This is a genomic window from Ochrobactrum sp. PL_is483, from assembly GCF_055816855.1.
Window position 1 is genome coordinate 162275 of the sequence record NZ_JBVPGS010000038.1, and the last position, 25495, is coordinate 187769.

Annotated in this window: 22 protein-coding genes; 13 read left to right on the top strand and 9 right to left on the bottom strand. The window is 56.0% G+C overall.

Annotation, left to right across the window (positions count from 1 at the left end; genetic code table 11):
- The first annotated feature begins 189 nt into the window (after window positions 1–189).
- Genes AC0TNJ_RS16475 through glcF form a run of 3 tightly spaced genes read left to right on the top strand, consistent with a single transcriptional unit; the run spans window position 190 to window position 4240 of the window.
- A complete protein-coding gene (locus tag AC0TNJ_RS16475; protein ID WP_473771716.1) occupies window positions 190–1686 on the top strand; it encodes an FAD-linked oxidase C-terminal domain-containing protein in 1497 nt (498 codons plus the stop codon).
- Window positions 1687–1701: 15 nt separating this feature from the next.
- Window positions 1702–2928: a glycolate oxidase subunit GlcE gene (glcE, locus tag AC0TNJ_RS16480; protein ID WP_473771717.1), complete on the top strand. Its 1227-nt coding sequence runs from the start codon at window positions 1702–1704 to the stop codon at window positions 2926–2928.
- 4 nt (window positions 2929–2932) lie between these two features.
- Window positions 2933–4240 carry a glycolate oxidase subunit GlcF gene (gene glcF / locus AC0TNJ_RS16485; protein ID WP_473771718.1) on the top strand — a complete coding sequence of 436 codons (1308 nt, stop codon included), beginning with the start codon at window positions 2933–2935 and terminating at the stop codon, window positions 4238–4240.
- A gap of 41 nt (window positions 4241–4281) precedes the next feature.
- Here glcF and AC0TNJ_RS16490 read toward each other — a convergent pair whose 3' ends face one another.
- On the bottom strand, window positions 4282–5112 hold the full coding sequence (locus AC0TNJ_RS16490; protein WP_473771719.1) for an aldo/keto reductase: 831 nt from the start codon (window positions 5110–5112) through the stop codon (window positions 4282–4284).
- Between the two features lie 305 nt (window positions 5113–5417).
- Window positions 5418–6185, bottom strand: a complete 768-nt coding sequence (locus tag AC0TNJ_RS16495) for a L,D-transpeptidase (RefSeq protein WP_473768206.1) — start codon at window positions 6183–6185, stop codon at window positions 5418–5420.
- A 238-nt stretch (window positions 6186–6423) separates the two neighbouring features.
- Between AC0TNJ_RS16495 and AC0TNJ_RS16500 the strand changes: the two genes are divergently transcribed.
- From AC0TNJ_RS16500 to hisG, 5 genes are all read left to right on the top strand, one after another.
- Complete coding sequence (locus AC0TNJ_RS16500; RefSeq protein ID WP_473771720.1) at window positions 6424–7086, top strand: DNA-3-methyladenine glycosylase I; 663 nt, start codon at window positions 6424–6426, stop codon at window positions 7084–7086.
- A 51-nt stretch (window positions 7087–7137) separates the two neighbouring features.
- Window positions 7138–7755 (top strand): LysE family translocator, encoded by a 618-nt coding sequence (locus tag AC0TNJ_RS16505; RefSeq protein ID WP_122001085.1) that lies wholly within the window; start codon window positions 7138–7140, stop codon window positions 7753–7755.
- A 110-nt stretch (window positions 7756–7865) separates the two neighbouring features.
- Complete coding sequence (gene hisS / locus AC0TNJ_RS16510; RefSeq protein ID WP_473771721.1) at window positions 7866–9374, top strand: histidine--tRNA ligase; 1509 nt, start codon at window positions 7866–7868, stop codon at window positions 9372–9374.
- 8 nt (window positions 9375–9382) lie between these two features.
- The gene (locus AC0TNJ_RS16515; RefSeq protein ID WP_122001227.1) at window positions 9383–10513 is read left to right on the top strand and encodes an ATP phosphoribosyltransferase regulatory subunit; all 1131 of its coding nucleotides are present in this window, start codon (window positions 9383–9385) and stop codon (window positions 10511–10513) included.
- Window positions 10510–11205 (top strand): ATP phosphoribosyltransferase, encoded by a 696-nt coding sequence (gene hisG / locus AC0TNJ_RS16520; protein WP_473771722.1) that lies wholly within the window; start codon window positions 10510–10512, stop codon window positions 11203–11205. Before AC0TNJ_RS16515 ends, hisG begins: the two co-directional genes overlap by 4 nt.
- A gap of 97 nt (window positions 11206–11302) precedes the next feature.
- On the opposite strand, the gene AC0TNJ_RS16525 is transcribed toward hisG, so the two are convergent.
- The 4 genes from AC0TNJ_RS16525 to AC0TNJ_RS16540 form a co-directional block, all read right to left on the bottom strand.
- The gene (locus tag AC0TNJ_RS16525; protein ID WP_122001082.1) at window positions 11303–11704 is read right to left on the bottom strand and encodes a DoxX family protein; all 402 of its coding nucleotides are present in this window, start codon (window positions 11702–11704) and stop codon (window positions 11303–11305) included.
- 100 nt (window positions 11705–11804) lie between these two features.
- Window positions 11805–13196 (bottom strand): class II fumarate hydratase, encoded by a 1392-nt coding sequence (gene fumC / locus AC0TNJ_RS16530; RefSeq protein WP_473771723.1) that lies wholly within the window; start codon window positions 13194–13196, stop codon window positions 11805–11807.
- A 161-nt stretch (window positions 13197–13357) separates the two neighbouring features.
- Entirely contained in the window at window positions 13358–13615 is a 258-nt protein-coding gene (locus AC0TNJ_RS16535; protein ID WP_122001080.1) for a hypothetical protein, read from the bottom strand.
- Between the two features lie 92 nt (window positions 13616–13707).
- Window positions 13708–14268, bottom strand: a complete 561-nt coding sequence (locus tag AC0TNJ_RS16540) for an NAD(P)H-dependent oxidoreductase (RefSeq protein WP_122001079.1) — start codon at window positions 14266–14268, stop codon at window positions 13708–13710.
- Between the two features lie 81 nt (window positions 14269–14349).
- Here AC0TNJ_RS16540 and AC0TNJ_RS16545 point away from each other — a divergent pair, with 81 nt between their 5' ends.
- On the top strand, window positions 14350–14745 hold the full coding sequence (locus AC0TNJ_RS16545) for a winged helix-turn-helix transcriptional regulator (protein WP_122001078.1): 396 nt from the start codon (window positions 14350–14352) through the stop codon (window positions 14743–14745).
- A 295-nt stretch (window positions 14746–15040) separates the two neighbouring features.
- Here the strand turns inward: AC0TNJ_RS16545 and groL are convergent, their stop codons facing one another.
- From groL to AC0TNJ_RS16560, 3 genes are all read right to left on the bottom strand, one after another.
- The gene (groL, locus tag AC0TNJ_RS16550; RefSeq protein WP_122001077.1) at window positions 15041–16681 is read right to left on the bottom strand and encodes a chaperonin GroEL; all 1641 of its coding nucleotides are present in this window, start codon (window positions 16679–16681) and stop codon (window positions 15041–15043) included.
- Window positions 16682–16759: 78 nt separating this feature from the next.
- On the bottom strand, window positions 16760–17056 hold the full coding sequence (groES, locus tag AC0TNJ_RS16555; RefSeq protein ID WP_006472506.1) for a co-chaperone GroES: 297 nt from the start codon (window positions 17054–17056) through the stop codon (window positions 16760–16762).
- Between the two features lie 241 nt (window positions 17057–17297).
- Window positions 17298–19190, bottom strand: coding sequence for a TadE/TadG family type IV pilus assembly protein (locus tag AC0TNJ_RS16560; RefSeq protein ID WP_473771724.1), 1893 nt, complete (start codon window positions 19188–19190; stop codon window positions 17298–17300).
- A gap of 243 nt (window positions 19191–19433) precedes the next feature.
- Between AC0TNJ_RS16560 and AC0TNJ_RS16565 the strand changes: the two genes are divergently transcribed.
- From AC0TNJ_RS16565 to ileS, 4 genes are all read left to right on the top strand, one after another.
- Window positions 19434–20282 carry a TIGR01459 family HAD-type hydrolase gene (locus AC0TNJ_RS16565; protein WP_473771725.1) on the top strand — a complete coding sequence of 283 codons (849 nt, stop codon included), beginning with the start codon at window positions 19434–19436 and terminating at the stop codon, window positions 20280–20282.
- A 41-nt stretch (window positions 20283–20323) separates the two neighbouring features.
- A complete protein-coding gene (locus AC0TNJ_RS16570; protein ID WP_473771726.1) occupies window positions 20324–21313 on the top strand; it encodes a bifunctional riboflavin kinase/FAD synthetase in 990 nt (329 codons plus the stop codon).
- Window positions 21314–21475: 162 nt separating this feature from the next.
- Window positions 21476–22273, top strand: a complete 798-nt coding sequence (locus AC0TNJ_RS16575; RefSeq protein WP_473768306.1) for a MipA/OmpV family protein — start codon at window positions 21476–21478, stop codon at window positions 22271–22273.
- Between the two features lie 306 nt (window positions 22274–22579).
- Window positions 22580–25492, top strand: a complete 2913-nt coding sequence (gene ileS, locus AC0TNJ_RS16580; protein ID WP_473771727.1) for an isoleucine--tRNA ligase — start codon at window positions 22580–22582, stop codon at window positions 25490–25492.
- The last annotated feature ends 3 nt before the right edge of the window (window positions 25493–25495 follow it).

Here is a 25495-nt window from a genome sequence, read left to right on the forward strand (position 1 = left end):
ATCCCACTCCCTGGATGCTTTGCGAAAGCGCTGGGTTTAGAGCATCTAGCCGAGCGCTGGGAAACTAGGCAAGCAATTATGCCGCAGCGCGGAAACTGTTCAGTCGCGGACCAAAGTGGTAAAAATGATTTACCACTTGACGAAAACGGTGCGCAGTGCACTTTGGCCACACAAGTGGTGGAGGAGAATATGAGCGGACTCATCATGCCGGAGCCGGACGCGTCCGTCATGCAACGGCGCGAGCAGATCGTCGCTGACCTGCGCGGCATCGTGCCGGGCGAGGGCGTCGTTGATGCTGTCAATGCGATGCGCGTGTTCGAAAGCGATGGGCTGACGGCGCACCGCTCGCTGCCGCTGGTGGTCGTGCTGCCTGAAACGGTTGACCAGGTTTCGCAGGTTTTGCGCTATTGTTGCGATAATAATGTTCGTGTCGTTCCTAGAGGCGCGGGCACTTCGCTATCGGGCGGCTCGATGCCGTTGCAGGATGCGGTTCTGCTTGGCCTGTCGCGCTTCAACCGTATTCTGGAAATCGATTATCCCAACCGTGTCGCGGTGGTGCAGCCAGGCGTGACCAATCTTGGCATCACCAAGGCCGTGGAACATGAGGGCTTTTATTATGCGCCCGATCCGTCGTCGCAGATCGCCTGTTCTATCGGCGGCAATGTCGCGGAAAATGCGGGCGGCGTGCACTGCCTGAAATACGGCCTCACCGCCAATAATGTTCTGGGCATTGAAATGGTGCTGATTACCGGCGAGGTGATCCGTCTCGGCGGCAAGCATCTCGACAGCGAGGGCTACGATCTTCTTGGTCTGATGACCGGTTCGGAAGGTCTGCTCGGCGTGGTGACGGAGATCACCGTGCGCATCTTGCAGAAGCCGGAAACGGCGCGCGCCGTCATGATTGGCTTTCCCTCCAGCGAACAGGCTGGTCAGTGCGTCGCCGATATTATCGGCGCAGGCATCATTCCCGGCGGCATGGAAATGATGGACAGGCCAGCCATCAAAGCCGCGGAAGACTTCGTACGCGTGGGTTATCCGCTCGATGTCGAGGCACTTTTGATTGTCGAGTTGGACGGTCCCCCGGTTGAAGTGGATTATCTGATTGGTCGGGTCGAGGCGCTGGCGCTTGAAAACGGCTCAACGACCTGCATCCTGTCGCAGTCCGAGGAACAGCGTCTGGCTTTCTGGGCTGGGCGCAAGGCGGCTTTCCCGGCAGTAGGGCGCATCTCGCCCGACTATCTGTGCATGGACGGGACCATTCCGCGCAAGGAGTTGCCGCGTGTTCTCTCCGGCATGCGCGATCTGTCGGAAAAATACGGATTGCGGGTGGCCAATGTGTTCCATGCGGGCGACGGCAATCTGCACCCGTTGATCCTCTATGATGCGAATATTCCTGGCGAATTGGAAGCGGCGGAAGATTTTGGTGCCGACATTTTGCGGCTTTGCGTGAAAGTGGGCGGTGTTCTCACCGGCGAGCATGGCGTGGGTATAGAAAAGCGCGACCTGATGCCGGAAATGTTCAACGAGATCGATCTCGATCAGCAGATGCGCGTCAAATGCGCTTTCGATGCCAAGCATCTGCTCAATCCCGGCAAGGTCTTTCCGCAATTGCGCCGCTGCGCCGAGCTTGGCCGCATGCATGTGCATCGCGGCGAGCTGGCCTTCCCGGATATTCCCCGATTCTGACCTGTGGTTCCGATCATGAGTGACGCAAATATCTTGAAGCCTCAGGATGAGGCGGGCGTTCTGGAGGCGGTGCAAGAAGCGCTGGCAGGCTCCATGCCGCTGGAAATCATTGGCCACGGCTCCAAGCGCGGTATCGGCCACCGCGTTGATGCCGGTCGTGTGCTGGACGTATCGGCTCTGTCGGGCGTGACCCTGTACGAGCCGGACGAGCTGGTGCTTTCCGCAAAGGCCGGTACGCCCATGGCCGAGATCGAAAAGCTTTTGGCCGACAACAATCAGTGCTTCCATTTCGAACCGATGGATTACGGGCCGTTGTTGTCTGGTGAGGGCGGTCGCGGCACCATTGGCGGCACACTGGCCGCCAACCTGTCCGGTCCGCGCCGTCTCAAGGCCGGTGCTGCCCGCGACCATGTGCTCGGTGTGCGGGTCGTGTCGGGGCGCGGCGAAGTGTTCAAGTCCGGCGGACGGGTGGTCAAGAACGTGACAGGCTACGACCTTTCCAAAGGCATGGCCAATTCGTGGGGCACGTTGGGCGTTGCCACGGAAGTGACATTCAAGGTCCTGCCGAAGCCAGAAACTGCGGCGACGCTTGCCGTGCGCGGACTGACTGATGAACAGGCGGCGCGCGTCATGGCTATGGCCATGGGTTCGCGAGAAGAAGTCGCTTCCGCGGCGCATCTGCCGCCGACGGTCATCAATCGTTTTCTGGATGGAAAGCTCGGTTGGGAAGCGGCAACCGTGTTGCGGCTTGAGGGCTTTGCACCTTCGGTTGAGCATCGCAGCAAGCAATTGCGGGCATTGCTTGGCGGCTCGGTTGATGTGCTTGATGAAGCGCAGTCACAACAGCTCTGGCGTGAGGTGCGCGATGTGCTGCCCTATGCCAATGCAGGGGATAACCGAGCTGTCTGGCGCGTTTCAATGACGCCCATGCAGGGCTGGCAAATGGTGGACGAGTTCCGTCGGTATGCCGGTGTCGATGCCTACTACGACTGGCAGGGCGGCCTGATCTGGATGCGGATGGAAGCCGAACCGGAAGCACAAACTCTGCGCAAGCTTATCGCCAGACATGGCGGCGGTCATGCAACGCTTGTGCGCGCGCCGGAACATACTCGAGCAAATGTAGAGGTGTTTGAGCCGCAACCGTCAGCACTTGCAGCACTTTCCCGGCGGTTGAAACAACAATTCGATCCAGAAAACATCCTCAATCCGGGGCGTATGCATCCCCGTCAGGCCGGAGCTTGAAACCATGCAGACTCATTTCAGCCCCGACCAGCTACGCGATCCCGGCGTCAATGAAGCCGAGAAAATCCTGCGCAAATGCGTGCATTGCGGCTTCTGCACCGCCACCTGCCCCACCTATGTGACGCTCGGCAATGAACTGGATAGTCCGCGCGGACGCATCTATCTCATCAAGGACATGCTCGAAAACGGGCGTCCGGCGGATGAGGAAATCGTGCGCCATGTGGATCGCTGCCTGTCCTGTCTCTCCTGCATGACGACCTGCCCATCGGGTGTCAATTACATGCATCTGGTCGATCATGCGCGCGCGCATATCGAGAAAACGTACAAACGCCCCTTCATGAACCGCTTCCTGCGTGGGGTTCTGGCGCAGGTTTTGCCCTATCCGGGCCGCTTCCGCGCCGCCCTGAAGCTTGCGAAACTAGGCAAGCCCTTCGCGCCGCTATTGCGCAAAAGTCCGGCATTGCGGCCGATGGCGGCCATGCTCGACCTTGCGCCGCAAAGCCTGCCTGTGGCAACCGAGATCAAAACGGTCAGCCCAGCCAAAGGCGAAAAGCGTGGTCGCGTGGCGATCCTCAATGGCTGTGCTCAAGCTGTCCTTAATCCCGGCATCAATGCCGCGACCCTGCGGCTCTTGAACCGCTTCGGTATCGAAGTGGTGACGCCGAAGGGGGAGGGCTGCTGCGGTTCGCTGGTCCACCATATGGGCCGCGAGGAGCAGGCGCTGGAACAGGCAAGGCACAATGTCGACGTGTGGATGCGCGAGATCGAAGCGGGCGGCCTCGATGCGATCATCGTCACGGCTTCGGGCTGTGGCACGACCATCAAGGACTACGGCTACATGCTGCGCCTCGATGCTGCCTATAAGGATAAGGCGGCGTGTGTGTCGGCTCTGGCCAAGGACATTACCGAGTATCTCGCAGGCATCGAACTGCCTGAACCGGATGCGCCGCAGGCCCTTACGGTTGCCTATCATTCCGCCTGCTCCATGCAGCACGGGCAGAAAATCGTGCGCCAGCCGAAGGACCTGCTCTCGAAGGCGGGTTTCACGGTGAAGGAGCCGCTGGAAGGGCACCTGTGCTGCGGATCGGCTGGTACCTACAACATCATGCAGCCGGAGATTGCTGCCAAGCTGCGTGATCGCAAGGTGAAGAACATCGAGGCGACGCGTGCCGATCTGATCGCAACCGGCAATATTGGCTGTATGACCCAGATCGCCCCGGGCAGCCGCCTGCCTATCGTACATACGATAGAACTGATTGACTGGGCCTATGGCGGGCCGAAGCCGCAGGGATTGTCACAAATCGCCGCTTGAAAAAAACCGGGCGGCGGCCCGGTTTTTTCTTCGATGCCTGCTCAGCCTGCCGAGAATGTGCTCGGGTTCGAACCTATCCGTCCATCGGCCTTGTCCAGTTTTGTGATCGCATCATGATCGGTTCCATTGAGGCGGAAATCGAAAATACCGAAGTTTTCTTTGATGCGGGCGGGTGTAACGGACTTCGGGATAACAATATTGCCCGTTTCGATATGCCAGCGCAGGATGATCTGTGCAACCGATTTGCCATGCTTTTCGGCGATGGCTTTCAGCGTGGCGTCCTCGAGAATTTTACCCTGGCCGAGCGGGCTCCAGGCTTCGGTCGCGATACTGTGCTTGCCGTGGAACAAACGCAACTCATCCTGCTGGAATTGTGGGTGGAGTTCGATCTGGTTGAGAACCGGCGTGACGCCGCTTTCCTTGATGATGCGTTCAAGGTCGGCTGTGCGGAAATTCGATACGCCAATGGACTTGGCGCGGCCTTCTTCTTTCAGCTTGAGAAAGGCACGCCAGGTTTCCATAAACAGATCTTTCGATGGCATGGGCCAGTGGATGAGATAAAGATCCACATAATCCGTTCCAAGCTTTTTCAGGCTGGCATCGAATGCTTTCAGCGTCGATTCATAGCCCTGATCGCTGTTCCACAATTTAGTGGTAAGAAAAATGTCATTGCGTTCAATGCCGGAGTTCTTGATCGCCCTGCCGACGCCTTCTTCATTGCCATAAATGGCGGCAGTATCGATATGGCGATATCCTGCTTGCAACGCTTCGCTGACAGCGGCGACCGCTTCGTCGTTACCCACTTGCCAGACACCGTAACCGAGCTGCGGAATATGATTGCCGTCGTTCAGTTTAACCATCGGTACGGTCATGATTTATCCTTTCCCTCCGAAGCATTCAGCGCGGGCAGATCCCGAGATGCTCAAAATGCTATTGACCCACATGCCGGTTCTTCTCCGGCACGGACTGCCTTCCAGCGGTCCATTTCATCTTTCATTGGACTTTGCCATCGTCAGCATATGGGTGTTCGGCAGAAAAGGAAAAGCCCTTTCAATCATGTTTGCAGGTCTGCAATCATTCTTTCTGTGCAGAAATTTTGATGTTTTCAGATTTGTGAAAACAATACGACCGCCCCGGCAAGAGGGCGGTCGCAAGCAGCTTGAAAAAGGCGATTGTTCTAACGGACAACAACCTTTGCACCAATCGGAACACGTTCATAAAGATCGGTGACGTCCTCATTGCGCATGCGAATGCAGCCGGAAGACATGGCTTTGCCGATGGTCCATGGCTGGTTGGTTCCATGAATGCGATAGAGCGTTGCACCCAGATAGAGCGCCCGTGCACCAAGCGGGTTATTGATGCCGCCTTCCATGCGCGCAGGCAGGATACGTCCCTTTTTGCGTTCACGCGCGATCATTTCCTTTGGAGGCGTCCAGGTTGGCCATTCGGCCTTGCGGCTGATGCGCTGTGAACCTTTCCAGCTGAAACCTTGCTTGCCGACGCCGACGCCATAACGCATTGCCTTACCGCCGGATTGAACAAGATAAAGGAAGCGCTTGCCTGTATCGATGACAATGGTTCCCGGCTTTTCAGTACCGGAATAGGAAACCGTCTGCGGCAGGTAAGCCGAGTCGATCTGGTGTTTTCGCACAGTATTGGAAGGGTTTGCTGCCGGACGCTGGTATGAAACCTGGCGGTAGTTCGATCTGGCTTTTTGTTTCTGCCTGGCAGCCACGCGCGGCGCTGGCTGCTGAGACTGCTGCACGACCCGTATTCTGGCGGGCTGCCCCTGCAACTGAGCGACCCATGGCGCGGAAAGATCAGGGCTGACACGCACAGGTGGCGGTGTTGCATAGCGATCATTGGCAAACGCCATGCCGGTGCTGACGATGGAAACAGCAATCGCCGCAAGCGATCCGATTAAAAGAAGATGACGTGGTTTCATAATCCAGATCCGTCTCTTTGCGCCGGAAAACCTTGTTGGCGCAGTTGCCCCTTGCAGCTCCTGACATCGCTTGTCAGGAGAGCGGCCCTCATGCTCATGGGGGGATTGTGTGCCGGAATGGAATCATAAAGGTAAATTTCGCCGCGTGTTTTGCCTCATGCTCCTTCCAATTAAAGTTGTGGTTAGTGTCAGGTTGCGCGACATAATTAATTATGGATGAAGCTTGAGAGGCGGAACAATGAACGATGTTGCGGAGGCAAGAACCGGTCTGATCGTCGGTGCCGATGGAATGATGCGTTGTTTCTGGCCAGGTGAATTACCCGATTATCTTGCCTATCATGATAATGAGTGGGGTGTTCCTGTTTCCGACGATTTGCGGCTTTTCGAAAAGATCTGCCTTGAGGGTTTCCAGTCGGGGTTGTCGTGGCTCACGATTTTGCGAAAGCGGGAGAATTTTCGGACCGCTTTCGATGGCTTCGATTTCCATCGTGTTGCCCAATACGGTCAGGCGGATGTGGAGCGCCTGCTGGCTGACAAGGGTATTGTGCGCCATCGCGGGAAAATCGAATCCACGATCAATAACGCCAAACGCGCAATTGAACTCGTTGCGGAGAAAGGTTCATTGGCAGCCTATTTCTGGTCTTTCGAGCCGGGCTCAAAAGATCGCCCTGCGGTGGTGGACTATCCAACTCTGATTGCCAATCCAAAGACTGAAACGTCCATCCGCATTTCCAAAGACCTGAAGAAGCGCGGCTGGTCATTTGTGGGGCCGACGACGGTTTATGCGTTTATGCAGGCGATGGGGCTGGTGAACGACCACATTGAAGGCTGCCATTGTCGAGCGCATATCGAAAAGTTGCGAGAGAGTTTCAAAAGGCCGGGCCCGAGCAGCGATTGCTAAGCTGCATCATTTCTGCCAGAAACATCCCAACTTTGAGTATGGGAGATAATCATGGACTTGGTGTCGTTGTTGGCATTCGCCGGTATTCTGGTTGTGGCGGCGGGTACGCCGGGGCCGAATGTCGGCGCGCTGGTGGCGCGTGTCATCAGCCGCGGCCACAAGGGCGTCTTTCCATTCATGTTCGGCCTGTGGCTCGGTGATGCGATCTGGCTTTCATTGGCGGTCTGGGGACTGGCCGCGCTGGCCAATACGTTTCATACAGCATTTCTCATTCTCAAATATGTGGGCGTTGCCTACCTGATCTATCTTTCGTGGAAGATGTGGATCGCACCAGTTGATGAAGTTTCCGATGAAAACGCTATTCCTCGTCAGGGGGAAGCCGGGAAGCTCTTCCTTAGCGCGCTGGCGATTACGCTCGGTAATCCCAAGATCATGGTGTTTTACCTCGCCATTCTGCCGACGGTGGTCGACATCACCCATGTTTCTCTTGTGGGCTGGGGCGAATTGCTGCTGGTCATGTTCGCCGTTCTCGCTGCGGTCGATACGGCGTGGGTAGTACTTGCAGCGCAGGCACGGCGGTTTCTTCGCAGTCCGCGCATGATGCGGATTGCCAACAGAACCAGCGCCGGCATGATGGCAGGAGCGGCAGTCGCCATTGCGACACGCTGAACACATTCCCTGCACTTGCCGCAACGGACTTGATCGGTTAGGAAACCGGCAACACAATTGATGCCGGTTCCAATCGGCAATATGTACAAATCAGCGATCAGGCAGGAAAAATGGCCGATAAAGCGGACAAGATGAAGGCGCGGTTGCCGCGCGGGTTTGTCGATCGGGTGCCGGATGATTTGCGCGCCGCCGAAAAGATGATGGCGACCATCCGTGAAGTTTATGACCTCTATGGCTTCGAGCCGGTGGAAACGCCGCTGGTCGAATATACGGATGCGCTCGGAAAATTCCTGCCGGATCAGGACCGCCCGAATGAAGGCGTGTTCTCGTTTCTGGACGATGACGACCAATGGCTGTCGCTACGCTATGATTTGACCGCACCGCTCGCGCGGTACGTCGCTGAAAATTTTGAGTCGCTGCCCAAGCCTTATCGCAGCTATCGCAATGGCTGGGTATTCCGCAACGAGAAGCCCGGCCCGGGCCGTTTCCGCCAGTTCATGCAGTTCGACGCCGACACGGTCGGTGCGCCGAACGTGTCTGCCGATGCCGAAATGTGCATGATGATGGCCGACACGCTGGAGCGTCTCGGCATTCGGCGCGGGGATTATGTAATCCGCGTCAATAACCGCAAGGTTCTCGACGGCGTGCTGGATGCAATTGGCCTGGAAGGCGAGGGCAATGCCGCGAAGCGCCTCAATGTGCTGCGCGCTATCGATAAGCTCGACAAGTTCGGTCCTGAAGGCGTTAGGCTTCTGCTTGGCAAGGGTCGTCTGGACGAAAGCGGCGATTTCACCAAGGGTGCTGAACTTGCCGATGCCGCGATTGAAAAAGTGTTGGCTTTCACTGACGCTGGCGGTGCAACTGGTGCCGATACGATTGCCAATCTTCGCGCTGTCGTCGCAGGCAATGCCAAGGGCGAAGAAGGCGTCAGCGAACTTGCCGACATGCAGGCGCTGTTTTCGGCAGGCGCATATGATGGCCGTGTGAAGATCGATCCATCAGTTGTGCGTGGTCTTGAATATTACACCGGTCCGGTTTTCGAGGCAGAACTTCTGTTCGACGTTACCAATGAAGACGGTCAGAAGGTCGTGTTCGGTTCGGTCGGCGGCGGCGGTCGTTACGATGGCCTTGTGTCGCGCTTCCGGGGCGAGCCGGTTCCGGCGACGGGCTTTTCCATCGGTGTCTCACGCTTGATGACCGCGCTGAAGAATCTGGGCAAACTGGATGTTTCCGATGTGGTCGGTCCTGTTGTCGTGTTGGTCATGGACAAGGATACAGAAAGCCTCAGCCGCTACCAGAAGATGGTCTCCAATCTGCGTCAGGCTGGTATCCGCGCTGAAATGTATGTTGGCGGTTCCGGCATGAAGGCACAGATGAAATATGCCGATCGCCGTGAGGCCCCTTGCGTCATTATTCAGGGTTCGCAGGAACGCGAGGCTGGTGAGGTGCAGATCAAGGATCTGGTCGAGGGAAAGCGTCTTTCGGCAGAGATCGAAGATAATGTGACCTGGCGCGAAAGCCGTCCGGCGCAGATCACCGTCAAGGAAGATGGGCTGATCGATGCCGTCCGCGAAATTCTCGGCAGTCAGGCGCGTGACCGCGCAGAACAGTCGAAGTGACGGAAGCCATGACTGGATCGCGTTCGTCTGAGGTTCTTAACTCGCTTCGCGCAGAACTTGATGCGCGCGAAGCGGAGCTTGTCGAAATTCCGCTGATCCAGCCAGCTGATCCATTTCTGGATATGGCGGGCGAGGATTTGCGCCGCCGTATCTTCCTGACCGAGAACGAAAACGGCGATAGCCTGTGCCTGCGGCCAGAATTTACCATACCGGTCTGCCGTAATCACATCGCTTTGAATGCCGCGACGCCCAAACGCTATGCCTATCTCGGCGAAGTTTTTCGTCAACGTCGTGATGGCGCGGCTGAGTTTTTGCAGGCTGGCATTGAGGATCTGGGCGCATCCGATGAAGCCGCCTCTGATGCACGCTCAATCGTTGATGCGCTGACTTGTGTTCGTGCCGCGGCTCCCCAGGCTGAACTTCAGATCGTGTTGGGCGATCAGTCCGTTTTCGCAGGTATGCTGAAAGCGCTGGGGCTCCCGCAGGGCTGGCGCAAGAAGATTCTCCGTTCTTTCGGCGACGCCAGTTCGATGGAACAGGTGCTCGCTGAATTGACGGGAGACCAGCGGCGTGATCCGTTGCCGGAAACGCTCGCAGTGCTGGTCGCAGAAGGTGACGAAACCGGACTTGCGCGGATGCTGGAAGCGGAAATGCTTGAAGCCGGCATGTCGCCCGGCGCCGGACGTTCGCCGGCTGAAATCGCTCGCCGACTGATCGAAAAGGAAGATCTGGCGGCCACGCGCTTCCCTGCCGCGGCGCTCGATCTTCTGAAGCAGTTTCTTGAAATGCGCGTTTCGCTTGATTCCGCGACCGTTACCCTGCGGGCATTTGCAGCGGAAAACGCTCTTGATCTTGCTGCGGTGCTGCAGAAATTCGAAGCACGCAGTGAAGCCATCGCGAATGCGGGTATTGCCACCAACGACATCATCTACGATGCATCCTTCGGGCGTCCGCTCGATTACTATACCGGTCTCGTTTACGAAATCCGGGCTGCGGGCATCGAGAAAGATGGCATTCTTGCGGGCGGCGGCCGCTATGACCGGCTTCTGACCATGCTTGGCGCTTCGGAAAACATCCCCGGCGTTGGCTTTTCCATCTGGCTCGACCGGTTGCAGATGCTGGCGGGAGAGAAAAAATGAGCGTGACACTCGCATTGCCATCCAAGGGACGGTTGAAAGAGCAGACGCTGGCGGTGCTCAAAAATGCAGGTTACACAGTCGTCCTGCCGGATGACTCGCGCAATTACCGTGCGCGCGTCGAAGGTGAGGATGATCTGGATATCCTGTTTCTTTCTGCTTCGGAAATTGCGCGTGAGCTTGGGTATGGCAGCGTCGATCTGGGCGTGACAGGTGAAGACCTCGTTCGCGAGACATTGGCACATTCGGAAGAGCGTGTGGCTGTTGAAGCTGAGCTTGGTTTTGGTCACGCTGACGTGGTGGTGGCTGTACCCGAAGTCTGGCGTGATGTGACCAGCATGGCAGATCTGGACGATGTGGCTGCAGATTTTCGTCAGCGTCATGGCCGTCGCCTTCGCATCGCCACAAAATACTGGCGTCTGACTCAGCAGTTCTTTTCGCAGAAACACGGTATTCAGGTCTATCGCATCGTGGAAAGCCTCGGTGCGACCGAAGGTGCACCGGCGGCAGGTTCTGCCGACATGATCGTGGATATAACTTCTACGGGGTCCACCTTGCGCGCCAACCGTCTCAAGGTGTTGGAAGACGGCGTTATTTTGCGCTCGCAGGCCTGTCTTGTTTCGGCGCGACGAAGCCACGGCAATGCGCGTGTGGCGGAGGTAGCATCGCGTATTCGCCAAGGGTTAGGGCGCTGATAGCAATCAGCCTTGCATGGAGCCGGTTCGTATACGCTCAATTGAAAAAGCCGCGCCCGATGAAGGCGCGGCTTTTTCGTCGTATGTAGTGCTTTTATCAGCTGCGCTTGGCATCGACCGACAGCGAACCTGCGCCATGCAGGGCGAGAATGAACAGGCCACCGGCAATTGCCAGGTTTTTCTGGGCCATCATGGCGTTCATAGCCTGCGAGAAGTCCATATGCGCAACGAGCGTTGCTCCGATGGTGAAGAGGCCAACAATGGCCGCTGCGATACGGGTCTGGAAACCGACGAGAATTGCAAGGCCGCCGACCAACTCAACCAGGCCGACGATCACGGCGGTGACAGTCGGTAATGGAAGGCCGAGGCCAGCGAAGTAGCCTGCGGTGCCAGAAATGGCGGTGAGCTTGCCGTAGCCGGCAATAATGAAGAGAATCGATAGGAATATGCGGGCGATAAGCGTTACAACGCCATTCGTCTGCGGAGTGATAGTGGACATGGGGCTATCTCCTGTTGAGCTGAGGCATCAATTAACGATTGTTGACTGTCAAGGAAAGCCGTCTAATCCTCGACAGTTTGTTTACAGTATGAATACCAATTCACTCAGGCGCAATCATTCTCTCTGCGCGGACCAGCCGATCGTAGTCTTCTTCGGATACGAGCCCGCTCACCAGAGCTTCTTCGCGCAAGGTCGTGCCGTTCTTATGTGCTGTCTTGGCGATCTTGGCCGCATTGTCATAGCCTATGGCTGGGGCCAATGCGGTTACGAGCATCAACGAGCGATCCAGCAATTCCTTGATGCGGTTCAAGTTCGGTTCGATTCCCTCAACACAATGATCGGCAAATGACACCATGGCATCGCTAAGGATGCGGATCGATTGCAGGACATTATATGCAATAACTGGCTTGAACACGTTAAGCTCAAAATGGCCCTGACTGGCCGCGGCGGTTACGGTCGTCTGGTTGCCGAAGACCTGGGTTGCCACCATCGTCAACGCTTCAGCCTGGGTTGGATTGACCTTGCCCGGCATAATGGAGGAACCCGGTTCGTTTTCCGGCAATGATAGTTCCCCTAGGCCGGAGCGCGGACCGGAACCCAGGAAACGGATGTCGTTGGCAATCTTGAAAAGGTCTGCCGCCAAGGCATTCAGGCTTCCGTGGAAGTTGAGAATGGCGCCATGGCTGGCAAGCGCTTCGAATTTGTTGGGCGCTGTTTTGAACGCCAGGCCTGTAATTTCGCTCACGGCTTCAGCAAAACCCGCATCGAAACCGATCGGCGCGTTCAATCCCGTGCCAACGGCGGTTCCTCCTTGCGCAAGCAGAAAAACGTCTGCAAGCGATTGCGAGATCCGATGGCGCGCATATTCCAATGCTGCACGATAACCGGAAAATTCCTGTCCGAGCGTGACCGGCGTTGCATCCTGAGTATGGGTGCGACCTATTTTGATAATGTCCTTGAAAGCGTCTTCCTTGACTTTCAAGGCTGTCGTTAGATGCTCAAGCGCCGGATAAAGACGATTTACTGCTTCAACGGCGGTTGCAATGTGAATGGCTGTTGGAAAACTGTCATTCGATGACTGGCTCATATTCACATGGTCATTGGGGTGGACCGGTTTCTTGGATCCCATTTCACCACCGAGAAGCTCGATAGCCCGGTTTGAAATGACCTCATTGGCATTCATGTTGGATTGCGTTCCCGAACCGGTCTGCCAGACGACCAATGGGAAGTGATCGTCCAGCTTGCCCTCGATGACTTCGGACGCCGCCACCGCGATTACCTGACCAAGAACAGGGTCGAGCTTTCCCAGAGCAATGTTGGTTTCTGCTGCCGCGCGCTTGACGACCCCCAGCGCATGAACCAACGGAAGCGGCATGCGCTCGCCTCCGATCCGGAAATTTTGCAGCGAGCGTTGCGTCTGGGCGCCCCAGTAACGATCTGCGGGAACATCAATCGGGCCGAAAGTGTCTGTTTCGGTACGCGTAGCGGTCATTTCATGTCTCCGGCAAACTTGGACTCGGAACCGAGCCTTTTAGAATGAATATAGCACCGCCAAATCTTTGGCGGGTCAATGTTTCTCCGTGAAACTTCTAATATCCGATAGACTGATAAAATATGATTATAAAGGTCAATTTTTATTGACCGGACTTTTCGTCAAGCGTCGTCTTCTTGTTCGCTATCGTCCGTCTCGGAAATCCAGGCAGTTGGTTCGATCTTGCGTTGTGTCTTGCTGTCGGTGAAAGTCCACCAGCCTGTATCTGTTTCATCCCATTGCCCGCCGCCAGCCTGCAATTGAGCAAGTGTTCGGTATTGCGCAATCGACTCGTTGCGCTGGTCGTCTTCGTCGGTCCAGACGACTGTTATCTTGCGGCCATCTTTCGGGGCTGTCGCGATGGGAAGTTCCTTGCGCATATGACTATTCACTCCGTTATAGCTGCGGATAATCATAGGGCGCCCGATGCCAGCGGCAAGCCGGAATTCTGATGTCCGGCTTGCCATTTTCGTTATACGGCGCGAGCGGACTTGAGAGCTCTACCCCACCAGATCAGCTGATCCAGCATGTTCTTGGCTGCTTCCGCCAGATGAGGGAAATCGTCCAGAGTATTTTCGCCCTTAACGACTGCGAGATAATCAGGGAAGAGGATATGGACCCCTGTTTTGACGGACATGGAAGACATTTCCACTGCGATCATCCGCAATTGCTCGACAGCGCGGGCGCCGCCCACACCACCATAGCCAACGAACGCCATTGGCTTTTGTATCCACTCACCATAGTCGATAGCGTTCTTCAGGACGGCGGTGGGGGCATGGTTATATTCAGCCGCCGTAAGAATATACGCGTCGAACCCGCGCAGTTTCGTTTTCCATTTGTCGGCGGTTTCCGCTTGAGCGGGCGTGGTGGCGGTGTCGCCATAGAACCCCATTGGATAGTCGGCGAGGTCAAGAACTTCGACGTCCATTTCGGGCCGTTCGGCAACAAGCTTCGCAATCCACTGGGCAGGGACCGGGGCAAAACGCTGTTCGCGCGTGCTACCGATGATGACAGCGACTTTGAGTTTAGACATGGATAGTACCTCAATTGAGTGGTAACCGTTGGGAACCGACGCTATATAAGTGACTAATTTTCGGCACAAGGAGGCACTTTTTTGAAACCCGGTGACTTCAAGGAAACCAGTGCATGCAGGACAGTAACGGAGATCCTGTCTCGCGTAGGTGATAAATGGACAGTGCTTGTGGTGAGTTATCTTGGTAATCATCCCATGCGTTTCAACGAGTTGCGCCGAACCGTGGACGGCATTTCTCAAAAAATGCTGACGACGACGCTACGCAATCTGGAACGGGATGGCTTCGTTAAGCGCACGATCTTTCCGACGATCCCGCCTAAGGTCGAGTACGAATTGACGGAAATGGGGCGCGACCTTTTGCGCCCGGTGCGCGCACTGGGTGAGTGGGCCATCGCCAATGAAGCAAAAGTAATGATGGCTCGCGCTCGATATGACGCCCGCGCATCGGATGGGTTGAGAATCTCCGCCGCAGAATAAAACCGGCTTTTCAGGAGAGCAGGTGGAAAGACAAGCCGAGGCCTGTCTTTCCTGTTGCCTGAGACAGGACTTCCAAGGTGCGGGGGCAAACAGGAAGTCCATCTCGCTATCACTCGGGATTGACCATGATTGATGGTAGAGAGTCAATCAGAAGTTTCTAAAATAAGAAATTCCCTGCGGCAAAGCGAAAGCAGAGTAAATTTTTCATAAATCACAAACTGTTACGTGAGGTAAAAAGAAAGGCGACCCAAGGGCCGCCTTTCTCGCATTCTCAGTAAAATGGCGTTCGAACTTCTTAGAAGTCCATGCCACCCATACCGCCCATACCGCCAGGCATGCCAGCCGGAGCTGCGTCCTTCTTCGGCAACTCAGCGATCATGGCTTCGGTGGTGATCAGGAGGCCAGCAACCGATGCTGCATTCTGCAGGGCAGTGCGGACAACCTTGACCGGATCGACAACGCCAGCCTTGATCAGGTCGCCGAATTCGCCATTGGCGGTGTTGTAGCCAAAGGTTTCGGAAGCGTTTTCGAGGATTTTGCCAACGATGACCGAAGCTTCTTCACCGGCATTGGTCGTGATCTGACGAGCCGGAGCCTGCAGAGCGCGACGAACGATGTTGATGCCAGCTTCCTGGTCGGCATTGATGCCCTTGGCAGTGATCTTGGCCGAAGCGCGGAGGAGGGCAGTGCCGCCACCAGCAACGATGCCTTCTTCAACCGCAGCGCGGGTTGCGTTCAGGGCGTCGTCAACGCGGTCCTTCTTTTCCTTCACTTCAACTTCCGTTGCACCGCCGACGCGGATCACGGCAACGCCGCCAGCGAGCTTGGCAAGGCGTTCCTGAAGCTTTTCACGGTCGTAGTCCGAAGAGGTTTCTTCGATCTGCTGCTTGATCTGGCCAACGCGAGCGTCGATTTCAGCCTTCTGGCCTGCACCGTCAACGATCGTGGTGTTTTCCTTGGAGATCGAAACCTTCTTGGCACGGCCGAGCATGTCAAGCGTAACGGTTTCGAGCTTGATGCCGAGGTCTTCGGAGATAACCTGACCACCGGTGAGGATCGCGATGTCTTCGAGCATGGCCTTGCGGCGATCGCCGAAGCCAGGAGCCTTGACAGCAGCGATCTTCAGGCCGCCGCGCAGCTTGTTGACAACGAGCGTTGCAAGAGCTTCGCCTTCGACGTCTTCAGCGATGATGACGAGGGGCTTGGAGGTCTGAACGACAGCTTCCAGAACCGGCAGAAGAGCCTGAAGGTTCGAGAGCTTCTTTTCGTGCAGAAGGATGTAGGCGTCTTCGAGGTCAGCAACCATCTTTTCAGGGTTGGTGACGAAGTAAGGCGACAGGTAACCGCGATCGAACTGCATGCCTTCAACGACTTCGAGTTCGGTTTCAGCGGTCTTGGCTTCTTCAACCGTGATCACGCCTTCATTGCCGACCTTCTGCATCGCTTCCGCGATCATCTTGCCGATTTCGGATTCGCCGTTAGCGGAGATCGTGCCAACCTGGGCAACTTCTTCCGACGTATTGATCTTCTTGGCCTTGCCGAGAAGTTCAGCAACAACTTCCGAAACTGCGAGGTCGATGCCGCGCTTCAGGTCCATCGGGTTCATGCCAGCGGCAACAGCCTTGGCGCCTTCCTGAACGATTGCCTGACCCAGAACGGTCGCGGTCGTCGTGCCGTCACCGGCGGTGTCGTTGGTCTTGGAAGCTACTTCGCGCAGCATCTGTGCGCCCATGTTTTCGAACTTGTCTTCCAGTTCGATTTCCTTGGCGACCGATACGCCGTCCTTGGTGATGCGCGGAGCGCCGAAGGACTTGTCGATAACAACGTTACGACCCTTCGGGCCAAGCGTTACCTTAACAGCGTCAGCGAGGATATCGACGCCGCGCAGCATCTTTTCGCGCGCAGTGCGGCCGAATTTTACGTCTTTAGCAGCCATTTTACTCTCCTGGGAATTGTCCCGGTCAGATTATGGTGAATTGGTTTTCAGGTAAGAGCGAAACCGCCCGAGGCTTGGTTAGCCAACGATACCCAAAATGTCGGATTCCTTCATGATCAGCAGGTCTTCGCCGCCGATCTTGACTTCGGTGCCCGACCATTTGCCGAACAGAACCTTGTCGCCAGCCTTGACTTCCAGAGCGATCAGCTTGCCTGCTTCATCACGAGCGCCAGCGCCAACAGCGACGATTTCGCCTTCCTGCGGCTTTTCCTTGGCGGTGTCAGGGATGATGATGCCGCCAGCGGTCTTGGCTTCCGATTCAACGCGACGAACGACGACGCGGTCATGAAGCGGGCGGAACTTGATATCAGCCATGGTATAACCCTTGGTGTTATAGACGTTGAACCCTGTTAACGGATCAAACCGATCCGCGCTTGTTAGCACTCATCGTGTAAGAGTGCTAACGTGGCTCTGAGATAGAAGCCGTGCCTTATCTTGTCAAGATTGCCTGATGAATTTGACAGGCGAATGATGGTTAATTTGCACCATACTTAACACAGGACCACCATCGGGCAGGCGCAGCCGATACCCGCATATGGTGATGCCGTTGCCGATATCAATTGACGATGCGTAGATTGGACAATTCGTCGCCAATCTGACGAAAGGTTTCGCTCAGCTCGCCGCCGGTCGAATTCCAGAAGAGTTTGACTGGTTTTCCCCCTTCCATGCGCACACGTGAGTTTGAAGAGCACGATTTCAGCAGGTCGATCTGGGCCTTTTCTGTGCTGTTTGCTTCGTTGAGATCAAGCGCGACCGTCATGACGATGATATTGGCGGATTTGGCGTTGTCGCAGAGTTTTGCAAAACGGGCGTTCATAGCCTTGGTGTATGTAGCGTTGTTTTGCGAAACCGAAACGCCGCTTTCCTGAAAGAGGCGGCTCTGGCTATATTTTTTTGTTATACGGGTGGTATAGCCATGTGCCGAGTAATAAGACAGGTTTCCGGCACGGTCTGGCCCCGAGCCAGCCAAACCGTCATATTTATAATAAGTATTGGCGCCATCGGTGAGCACGATCACCACCTTGTCATTGCCTCGTTCCGTTGCAGCCCGGGCCTCCGTGAACGGGGCACCCTGAACGATGGTTCGCCAGCCCCAGGCCATGGCTTCAGGAACATTCGTGCCACCGGCTGGCACCATTGCCTTGATCGCGGTTTGGATCGTTTTCATTCCTTGCGCGGTTGTAACATCAGTCAAGGGCGTGAGAGGTGATGTGGTGCAGCTATAGTTAGGACCGCCGTCTGTCGATCTTCCGCCTCGATAGATCCTGTCGAGGGAATCGCGCAGGTAATATTTTTTCAAGTCGCTTTGTCGCGGCGAGTAGGCGAGGGAGGTGTCGTCTTGCCACCAGCTGTTCAAAACGGTGGAAGTGACGTTCCCTCTGCTGTCGGTGTTGTAATACTCAGCCGGGCCGAACATCGGTACAAACAACGTATCCGGATTGCTGTCAGAAGGCGGCGTTACATCCAGCGCATAAGGGCCGGGACGGGATTCGACGCACCCCTGCCAGGAGAGCCACGGCTCGCTTGATCTCCGTGTAAGGTCAGCATAAAGCTCCGCGCGCGAAAAAGGCTTGTTGTTCCGTTCTCCCCAGCCGGTTCCCACTTTGTAATATCGCCCGCTGCCCGCGGGCTTTTCTTCTATCTTGCGGGTACTGTCGATCGTGACGGGCAGGCTGAAATTTTCAAGATTGACAGAAGACTTGCCTTCCGGGTCCATCCAGGCCGCATTGAGGTATTGCGAGCCGACGTTCACAGAACCGGCGAAAGGAACCAGCGAAAACTGCACAGGTTTTTCGACGTGGGTTATGAGGGCGGATTGTGAGGCCATCGTTTCCACAAGTTGCGAGGCGGCTTCCTTTAGAAGATCGATGCGTTTTTTTGACGATCCGCTTCTTGTTTCATCCATGGACTTGGAGTTATCGAGGACAAGCGCAACTTCGACCGTGTTCTTAAGTCTTACGGCTGATTGCATCGCGTATTTTTTATCATCCCAGTCATTTCGGTCTGAACCAAGCAGGCGAGACGCTATGACCCCGAAAAGGGACTGATATGTGAAGTTGGCAGTTGCCCGTACTTGCTGGTTTGCTTGCGCTCCTTCTGGAAAACTGACCTGAAACTGCACCGCATCAACGTTTATGGCAGTAAGGTTCGCGCCGAAGATCAGTGCTCCATATGCCTGCATATCGGATTGGGAGGCTCCGGTGGAGAACCTTTTACCCACAGCCAAAGCAGCCGCATCAAGCGAAGCTTGCACATTGTTGCGCACGCGCATGAGATTGGCGGTGTCAACCGCGACCATGCCAGCGAGAAGCAGGGGTACCAGCACCAAGGCTGTTATCATCGCAAAATTACCGCGCTCATCCTCGATGAAACGCTGGCGCAGTGAATGAGGCATACGGCGAAAGGCAAGCAGCGAAAGCCTGCCGAATTTAACAAACCAGTTTTTCAATTTTGCCCCCGCCGGCGGTTGTATCTGCAGCGCATGAAATGGAAAGTTGTATCCGCTCCTATCAATATCTTTCTAATAGTCGGTCACGAAGCAGGGTAAATGAAGGGTGAAATCCCCTGTGGGATGATTGAACGAAGCTTTACCTGTCGGAATCCGGGCCAAAGGCCGTGACAGATGGGGTCGGCTGGGTTAGATGGAGCGCTGGCAATTCTCGCCTTACAGATGAATTATCAAGAGGAAACCATGAAGCAGCTCGACCGCCTCGATGATCTGACCGACCAGTACGATGTGCTCTTCTGCGATGTATGGGGTGTAGTGCATAACGGTGTGTCCGCCTATCCGGCGGCGATTGAGGCGCTAAAACGCGCACGCGCCAACGGCGTTACAGTCATTCTGGTAACCAATTCTCCACGACCTCATCCTGATGTCGAAGCGCAGATGCTGGGACTTGGCGTGCCTGCGGATACATATGACCGTGTTGTGACATCGGGCGATGTAACCAGAGATCTGATCGCAGAAGGTCCGCGAAAGGTGTTTCATATCGGCTGCGAGCGAGAACTGACCATTTATGACGGTCTCGACGTGGAACGGGTCGAAGAATTCGAAGCTGCAGGTGTTGTCTGCACCGGCCTCTATGATGATGAAACCGAAACGCCCGACGATTATAAGGAACTGCTGGTCCGCTTGCGCTCTCGCAATCTTCCGTTCATCTGCGCAAATCCGGATATTATGGTTGAGCGCGGCTCGCGGTTGATCTGGTGCGCTGGCGCTCTCGCGCGCGAATATAGCCAGTTGGGCGGCCGTACCCTCATCGCTGGAAAGCCCCACCGCCCGATTTATGAGGCAGCGTTGCAGTTTGCTGAAGAAATTCGCGGCGGAAAATTGGAAAAAAGTCGAATTCTCGGTATTGGAGACGGTGTTCTGACCGATGTGAAGGGCGCTGCCGACTTCGGACTGGATGTGCTTTACATCTCCGGCGGAGTGCATGCAGCGGATTATACAACTGACGGCACCGTTGACATTGCCCGAATGGAAGCGTTTCTGCAGAAGCACGGCAACCGTCCGGTTGCTTCATTGAATGCTCTCGTTTGAACGCTGGCAACCTCTTACGACCAATCGAAGACCAGACAAAGATGATCAAATCCAGCTTTCAGCGCCTTTCTGGAACGGATTCCTTGCCTGAACGCCTGCAAAATTGTGTGGTGGCGATCGGCAATTTCGATGGAGTCCACCGCGGCCATCAGGCTGTTCTCGAACGTGCGTTGGAAATCGCGGAAAGAAGCGGCTTGCCAGCTGTGGTTCTCACTTTCGAGCCGCACCCTCGCAGCTTTTTCAAGCCCGACGCGCCGGTTGATCGTTTGACTGCGGCTGCAAAGAAAGCGGACATATTACGCCTTATGGGGTTTGACGCCGTCGTGGAGCAGCCTTTCACGGGTGAGTTTTCGTCCCGTTCGGCGGAAGATTTTGTCGAGCACATTCTGGTGGAAAGGCTGCATGCGAGCTGTGTTGTCACCGGCTACGATTTTCATTTCGGCAAAGGACGGCGCGGAACGCCGGAGTTTCTTCAAAAGGCGGGAGAATTTGCCGGATTTACGGTTACGCTGGTCGATGCATTTACAGATGAAGGTGCCAATCTGGTTTCGTCGACTCGCATAAGAAACTTGCTGTGCGAAGGCGATGTCGCCCAGGCGGCAGGACTTCTTGGTTATCGCTATATGGTGTGTGGTGAGGTCATTCACGGCCAAAAGCTTGGGCGTACGCTTGGATTTCCGACCGCCAATATGAAAATTGATGCGCAGGCGGGCCTGAAACACGGCATCTATGCTGTCAGGTTCAGGCGCGAGAATGGCGACTTGCACGATGGAGTCGCAAGTTTCGGTCGTCGCCCCACTGTGGATAGTGACGGTATGCCGCTTCTTGAAACCTTTCTCTTCGATTTCTCCGGCGATCTTTATGGCGAGACTGCTTGCGTCTCGTTCTTCGGCTATCTGCGCAGCGAGATCAAGTTCGATGGCCTTGATCCGCTTATTGATCAGATGAAGCGGGATGATGCTGAGGCGCGAGCTCTACTTGCCGGGGCGAAGCCGCTGTCTGAACTGGATCGCTTGCTTTCTTTCGCGTGAAGCGAAGTCTTGCTCCTGTTTTCCACTTAAAATTTAAATCAAATTTTACTTATTTTTGACCAAAAGTGATAAATGCCTCAATACTAGCTGGGGCGCTTTTTGTTGGAGTTTAATGTGGCACGTATTGTTTCTCTGGCGCTCGTTGCAGGTGCCGCATTTCTAATGAGCAGCCCGTTTGCTTTTTCCGCAGACGTTCAGCAGACGGATATTTATGCTGCGGAAGCGGCGCAGCCGGCCCGCAAGCATTTTTGGTCCGGTGACTGGTATCTCAAGGTTGGTGCGGCTGGTCTTGTTGCTCCAAAATTCGAAGGTTCAAACAAGTATCGCTTTTCTGCCCAGCCGTTGATCTCACTTGGCCGACAGGGAGAAGCGACGCGCTTTTCATCGCGAAATGACAACGTGTCCTTCGCTTTGATTGACAATGATCGCTTCCGTGCGGGGCTTGCTGGCAAGCTTCTCTTCGAACGCAATGACGATATTCATGGCCTGAAGGACACGAAGTTTGGCGGCGAAGCAGGTGCGTTTGTTGACGTTTATCCGACCGACTGGCTGCGTGTGCGCGGCGAAGTGCGCCATGGTATCCGTGCGCATAACGGCGTCGTAGCCGATATTGCTGCTGACGCGTTCTATGACGTGACCCCGACCGTTCGCGTGTCGGGCGGCCCGCGTGCGACTTTCGCCTCGAAAGACTATTTCAAGACTTATTTCGGCGTTGATGCCGAAGAGGCTGCGGCGTCGGGACTTTCAGAATACAAGCCGGGGAGCGGTTTCAAGTCGGCTGGTGTTGGTGGTGCGATCACCTGGAAGGCGACTGACAAGGTCGATACCAGCCTGTTCGGAGAGTACAACCGCTTGCAAGGATCGGCGAAGGATTCGAGCATCGTCAAGGAGCGCGGCTCGCGGGATCAGTTCATGGTCGGCGTGTCGGCGACTTATCGTTTCGATTTCTCGTTGGACTGACCTCAACGGCGTTTATGTAAACCTTTTCAGGGGCAGGGATGCAGTTTTATTGCGTCTTTGTCCCTCAGGCCTCTTTATTCCTGCGAAGCTCATTGCTAAAAGCGTGCCCATGATGACGGATTTTCGGCTTATCATGACGGCCATACGAATTATTGGCCCGGCCTCCCGCTTTGCCTGAACGGCTGTTTTGCCAGGCAATATGTGGTGCGGAGGTCCGGGAGCGACCGGCTGTGCTCTACAGTCCCCTGTTTTCTTTGATCCACATGCCCGCCATCTCTGGCCGGGGCTTCACAGGCGAATACCCTCATGACTGAGACGACCAAAATCGATTATTCCAAAACTCTTTATCTCCCGCAGACAGAATTTCCGATGCGCGCCGGGCTTCCGCAACGCGAGCCGCTTTTCGTCGAGCGCTGGGAGGGCATGAACCTCTATAAGAAGTTGCGTGAACAGGCGAAGGATCGCCCGCTTTATGTGCTTCACGATGGTCCGCCTTACGCCAACGGTAATATCCATATCGGCCATGCGCTGAACAAAATTCTCAAGGATGTCATCACGCGCTCCTTCCAGATGCGCGGATATAACTCGAACTACGTTCCGGGCTGGGATTGCCATGGCTTGCCGATCGAGTGGAAGATCGAGGAGAAATATCGCGCTGAAGGCAAGAACAAGGATGAGGTGCCGATCAACGAATTCCGCAGGGAATGTCGGGAATTCGCCGCCAGCTGGATCAAGGTCCAGACGGAAGAATTCAAACGCCTCGCCATCCTGGGCGACTTTGAAAACCCGTACACGACAATGAACTTCCATGCCGAGTCGCGCATTGCGGGCGAATTGTTGAAGTTTGCCGCTTCCGGCCAGCTTTATCGTGGCTCCAAACCGGTGATGTGGTCGGTCGTCGAGCGCACGGCACTTGCCGAAGCTGAAGTCGAATATCACGACGTCGAGTCGGATATGATCTGGGTCAAGTTCCCGGTGGCTGGTCAGAACGATCTCTCTGGCAGCGCCGTGGTGATCTGGACGACCACTCCATGGACCATTCCCGGCAATCGGGCTGTGTCCTATTCCTCGCGGATTGAATATGGCCTTTACGAAGTGACCGAAGCCGAGAACGACTTCGGCCCGCGTCCCGGCGAAAAGCTTATCTTTGCCGACAAGCTGGCCGAGGAATGCTTCGCCAAGGCCAAGCTCCAGTTCAAGCGTTTGCGCGGCGTCGCGACGGACGAACTTGGCAAGGTTGTGCTCGACCATCCGTTGAAGGGCTTTGGCGGCGGTTATGAGTTCGTTGTACCCATGCTCGACGGCGATCATGTCACCGACGACGCCGGTACCGGTTTCGTGCACACTGCGCCGAGCCATGGTCGTGAAGACTTTGAAGCCTGGATGAACAATGTCCGTGAGCTGGAAGCGCGCGGTATCGATGTCGCCATCCCGTTCCCCGTTGACGATGCCGGCTTTTATACCAAGGACGCGCCGGGCTTCGGTCCGGACCGCGAAGGCGGTCCTGCACGCGTTATCGACGACAACGGCAAGAAGGGTGATGCCAACAAATCCGTCATGGATCAGTTGATCGCCCGCGATAAGCTCTTCGCCCGCGGTCGCCTGAAACACTCCTATCCGCATTCGTGGCGCTCAAAGAAACAGGTCATCTTCCGCAACACGCCGCAATGGTTCGTCTATATGGACAAGAACCTCGGCGACGGCACCACGCTGCGTTCGCGTGCGCTGAAGGCGATCGACGATACGCGTTTCGTCCCGGCTGCCGGTCAGACGCGCCTGCGTTCGATGATCGAAGGTCGCCCGGACTGGGTGCTGTCGCGCCAGCGCGCATGGGGTGTGCCGATCTGCGTCTTCGCGGACGACGAGGGCAATATTCTCCTGGACGATGCCGTCAACAAGCGCATTCTCGATGCTTTCGAGGCCGAAGGTGCGGACGCATGGTTCGCTGAAGGTGCGCGTGAACGTTTCCTCGGTAGCCGCGCTGGTGAGTCGTGGGTGCAGGTGCGCGACATCCTCGACGTGTGGTTCGACTCCGGTTCGACCCACACTTTCACGCTGGAAGATCGCCCGGACATGAAATGGCCGGCGGACGTATATCTCGAAGGTTCCGACCAGCATCGCGGCTGGTTCCATTCCTCGCTTCTGGAAAGCTGCGGTACGCGGGGTCGCGCGCCGTACAATGCCGTTGTGACCCATGGCTTCACCATGGACGAGCATGGCAAGAAGATGTCGAAGTCTCTCGGCAATACGGTGACCCCGCAGGACGTCATCAAGGAATCCGGCGCGGATATTTTGCGTCTGTGGGTCATGACGACCGATTATTGGGAAGATCAGCGCCTCGGCAAGAGCATCATCCAGACCAATATCGACGCCTACCGCAAGCTGCGTAACACCATCCGCTGGATGCTCGGCACGCTGGCGCATGACGAAGGCGAAAACGTCGCTCATGCCGATCTGCCGGAACTGGAACGCCTGATGCTGCATCGTCTGACCGAGCTGGATGAAGTCGTCCGTTCCGGTTATGACGCGTTCGACTTCAAGCGCATTGCCCGTGCGCTGATCGATTTCATGAATGTCGAGCTGTCGGCCTTCTATTTCGATATCCGCAAGGACGCGCTTTATTGCGATGCGCCGTCAAGCGTTCGCCGCAAGGCCGCGTTGCAGACCGTGCGCGAAATCTTCGACCGCCTGACGACATGGCTTGCGCCCATGCTGCCTTTCACCATGGAAGAAGCATGGCTCGACCGTTATCCGCAGTCGGTTTCGGTCCATGCCGAACAATTCCGCCCGACGCCAGCCGAATGGCGCGACGACGTGCTGGCTGAAAAGTGGCGCAAGGTGCGCGCGGTGCGCCGTGTCGTCACGGGTGCTCTTGAACTGGAACGTGCCGACAAGCGCATCGGATCGTCGCTGGAAGCTTCTCCGGTTGTCTACATTTCCGACAAGAGCCTGACCGATTCGCTCGAGGGTCTCGATTTTGCGGAAATCTGCATCACAAGCGGCATTTCGCTGAGCGATGCCAACGCGCCTGACGATGCCTTCACGCTCGGTGATGTAAAAGGTGTGGCCGTTGTGCCTGCACGCGCCGAGGGTGAAAAATGCGCCCGCTCATGGCGTTATACGACGGATGTCGGCTCCGATCCCGAGTTTCCCGAGGTGTCGGCGCGGGACGCGATGGCGCTTCGCGAGCTCAAGGCTCTGGGCAAGCTTGAGGTTTGATCG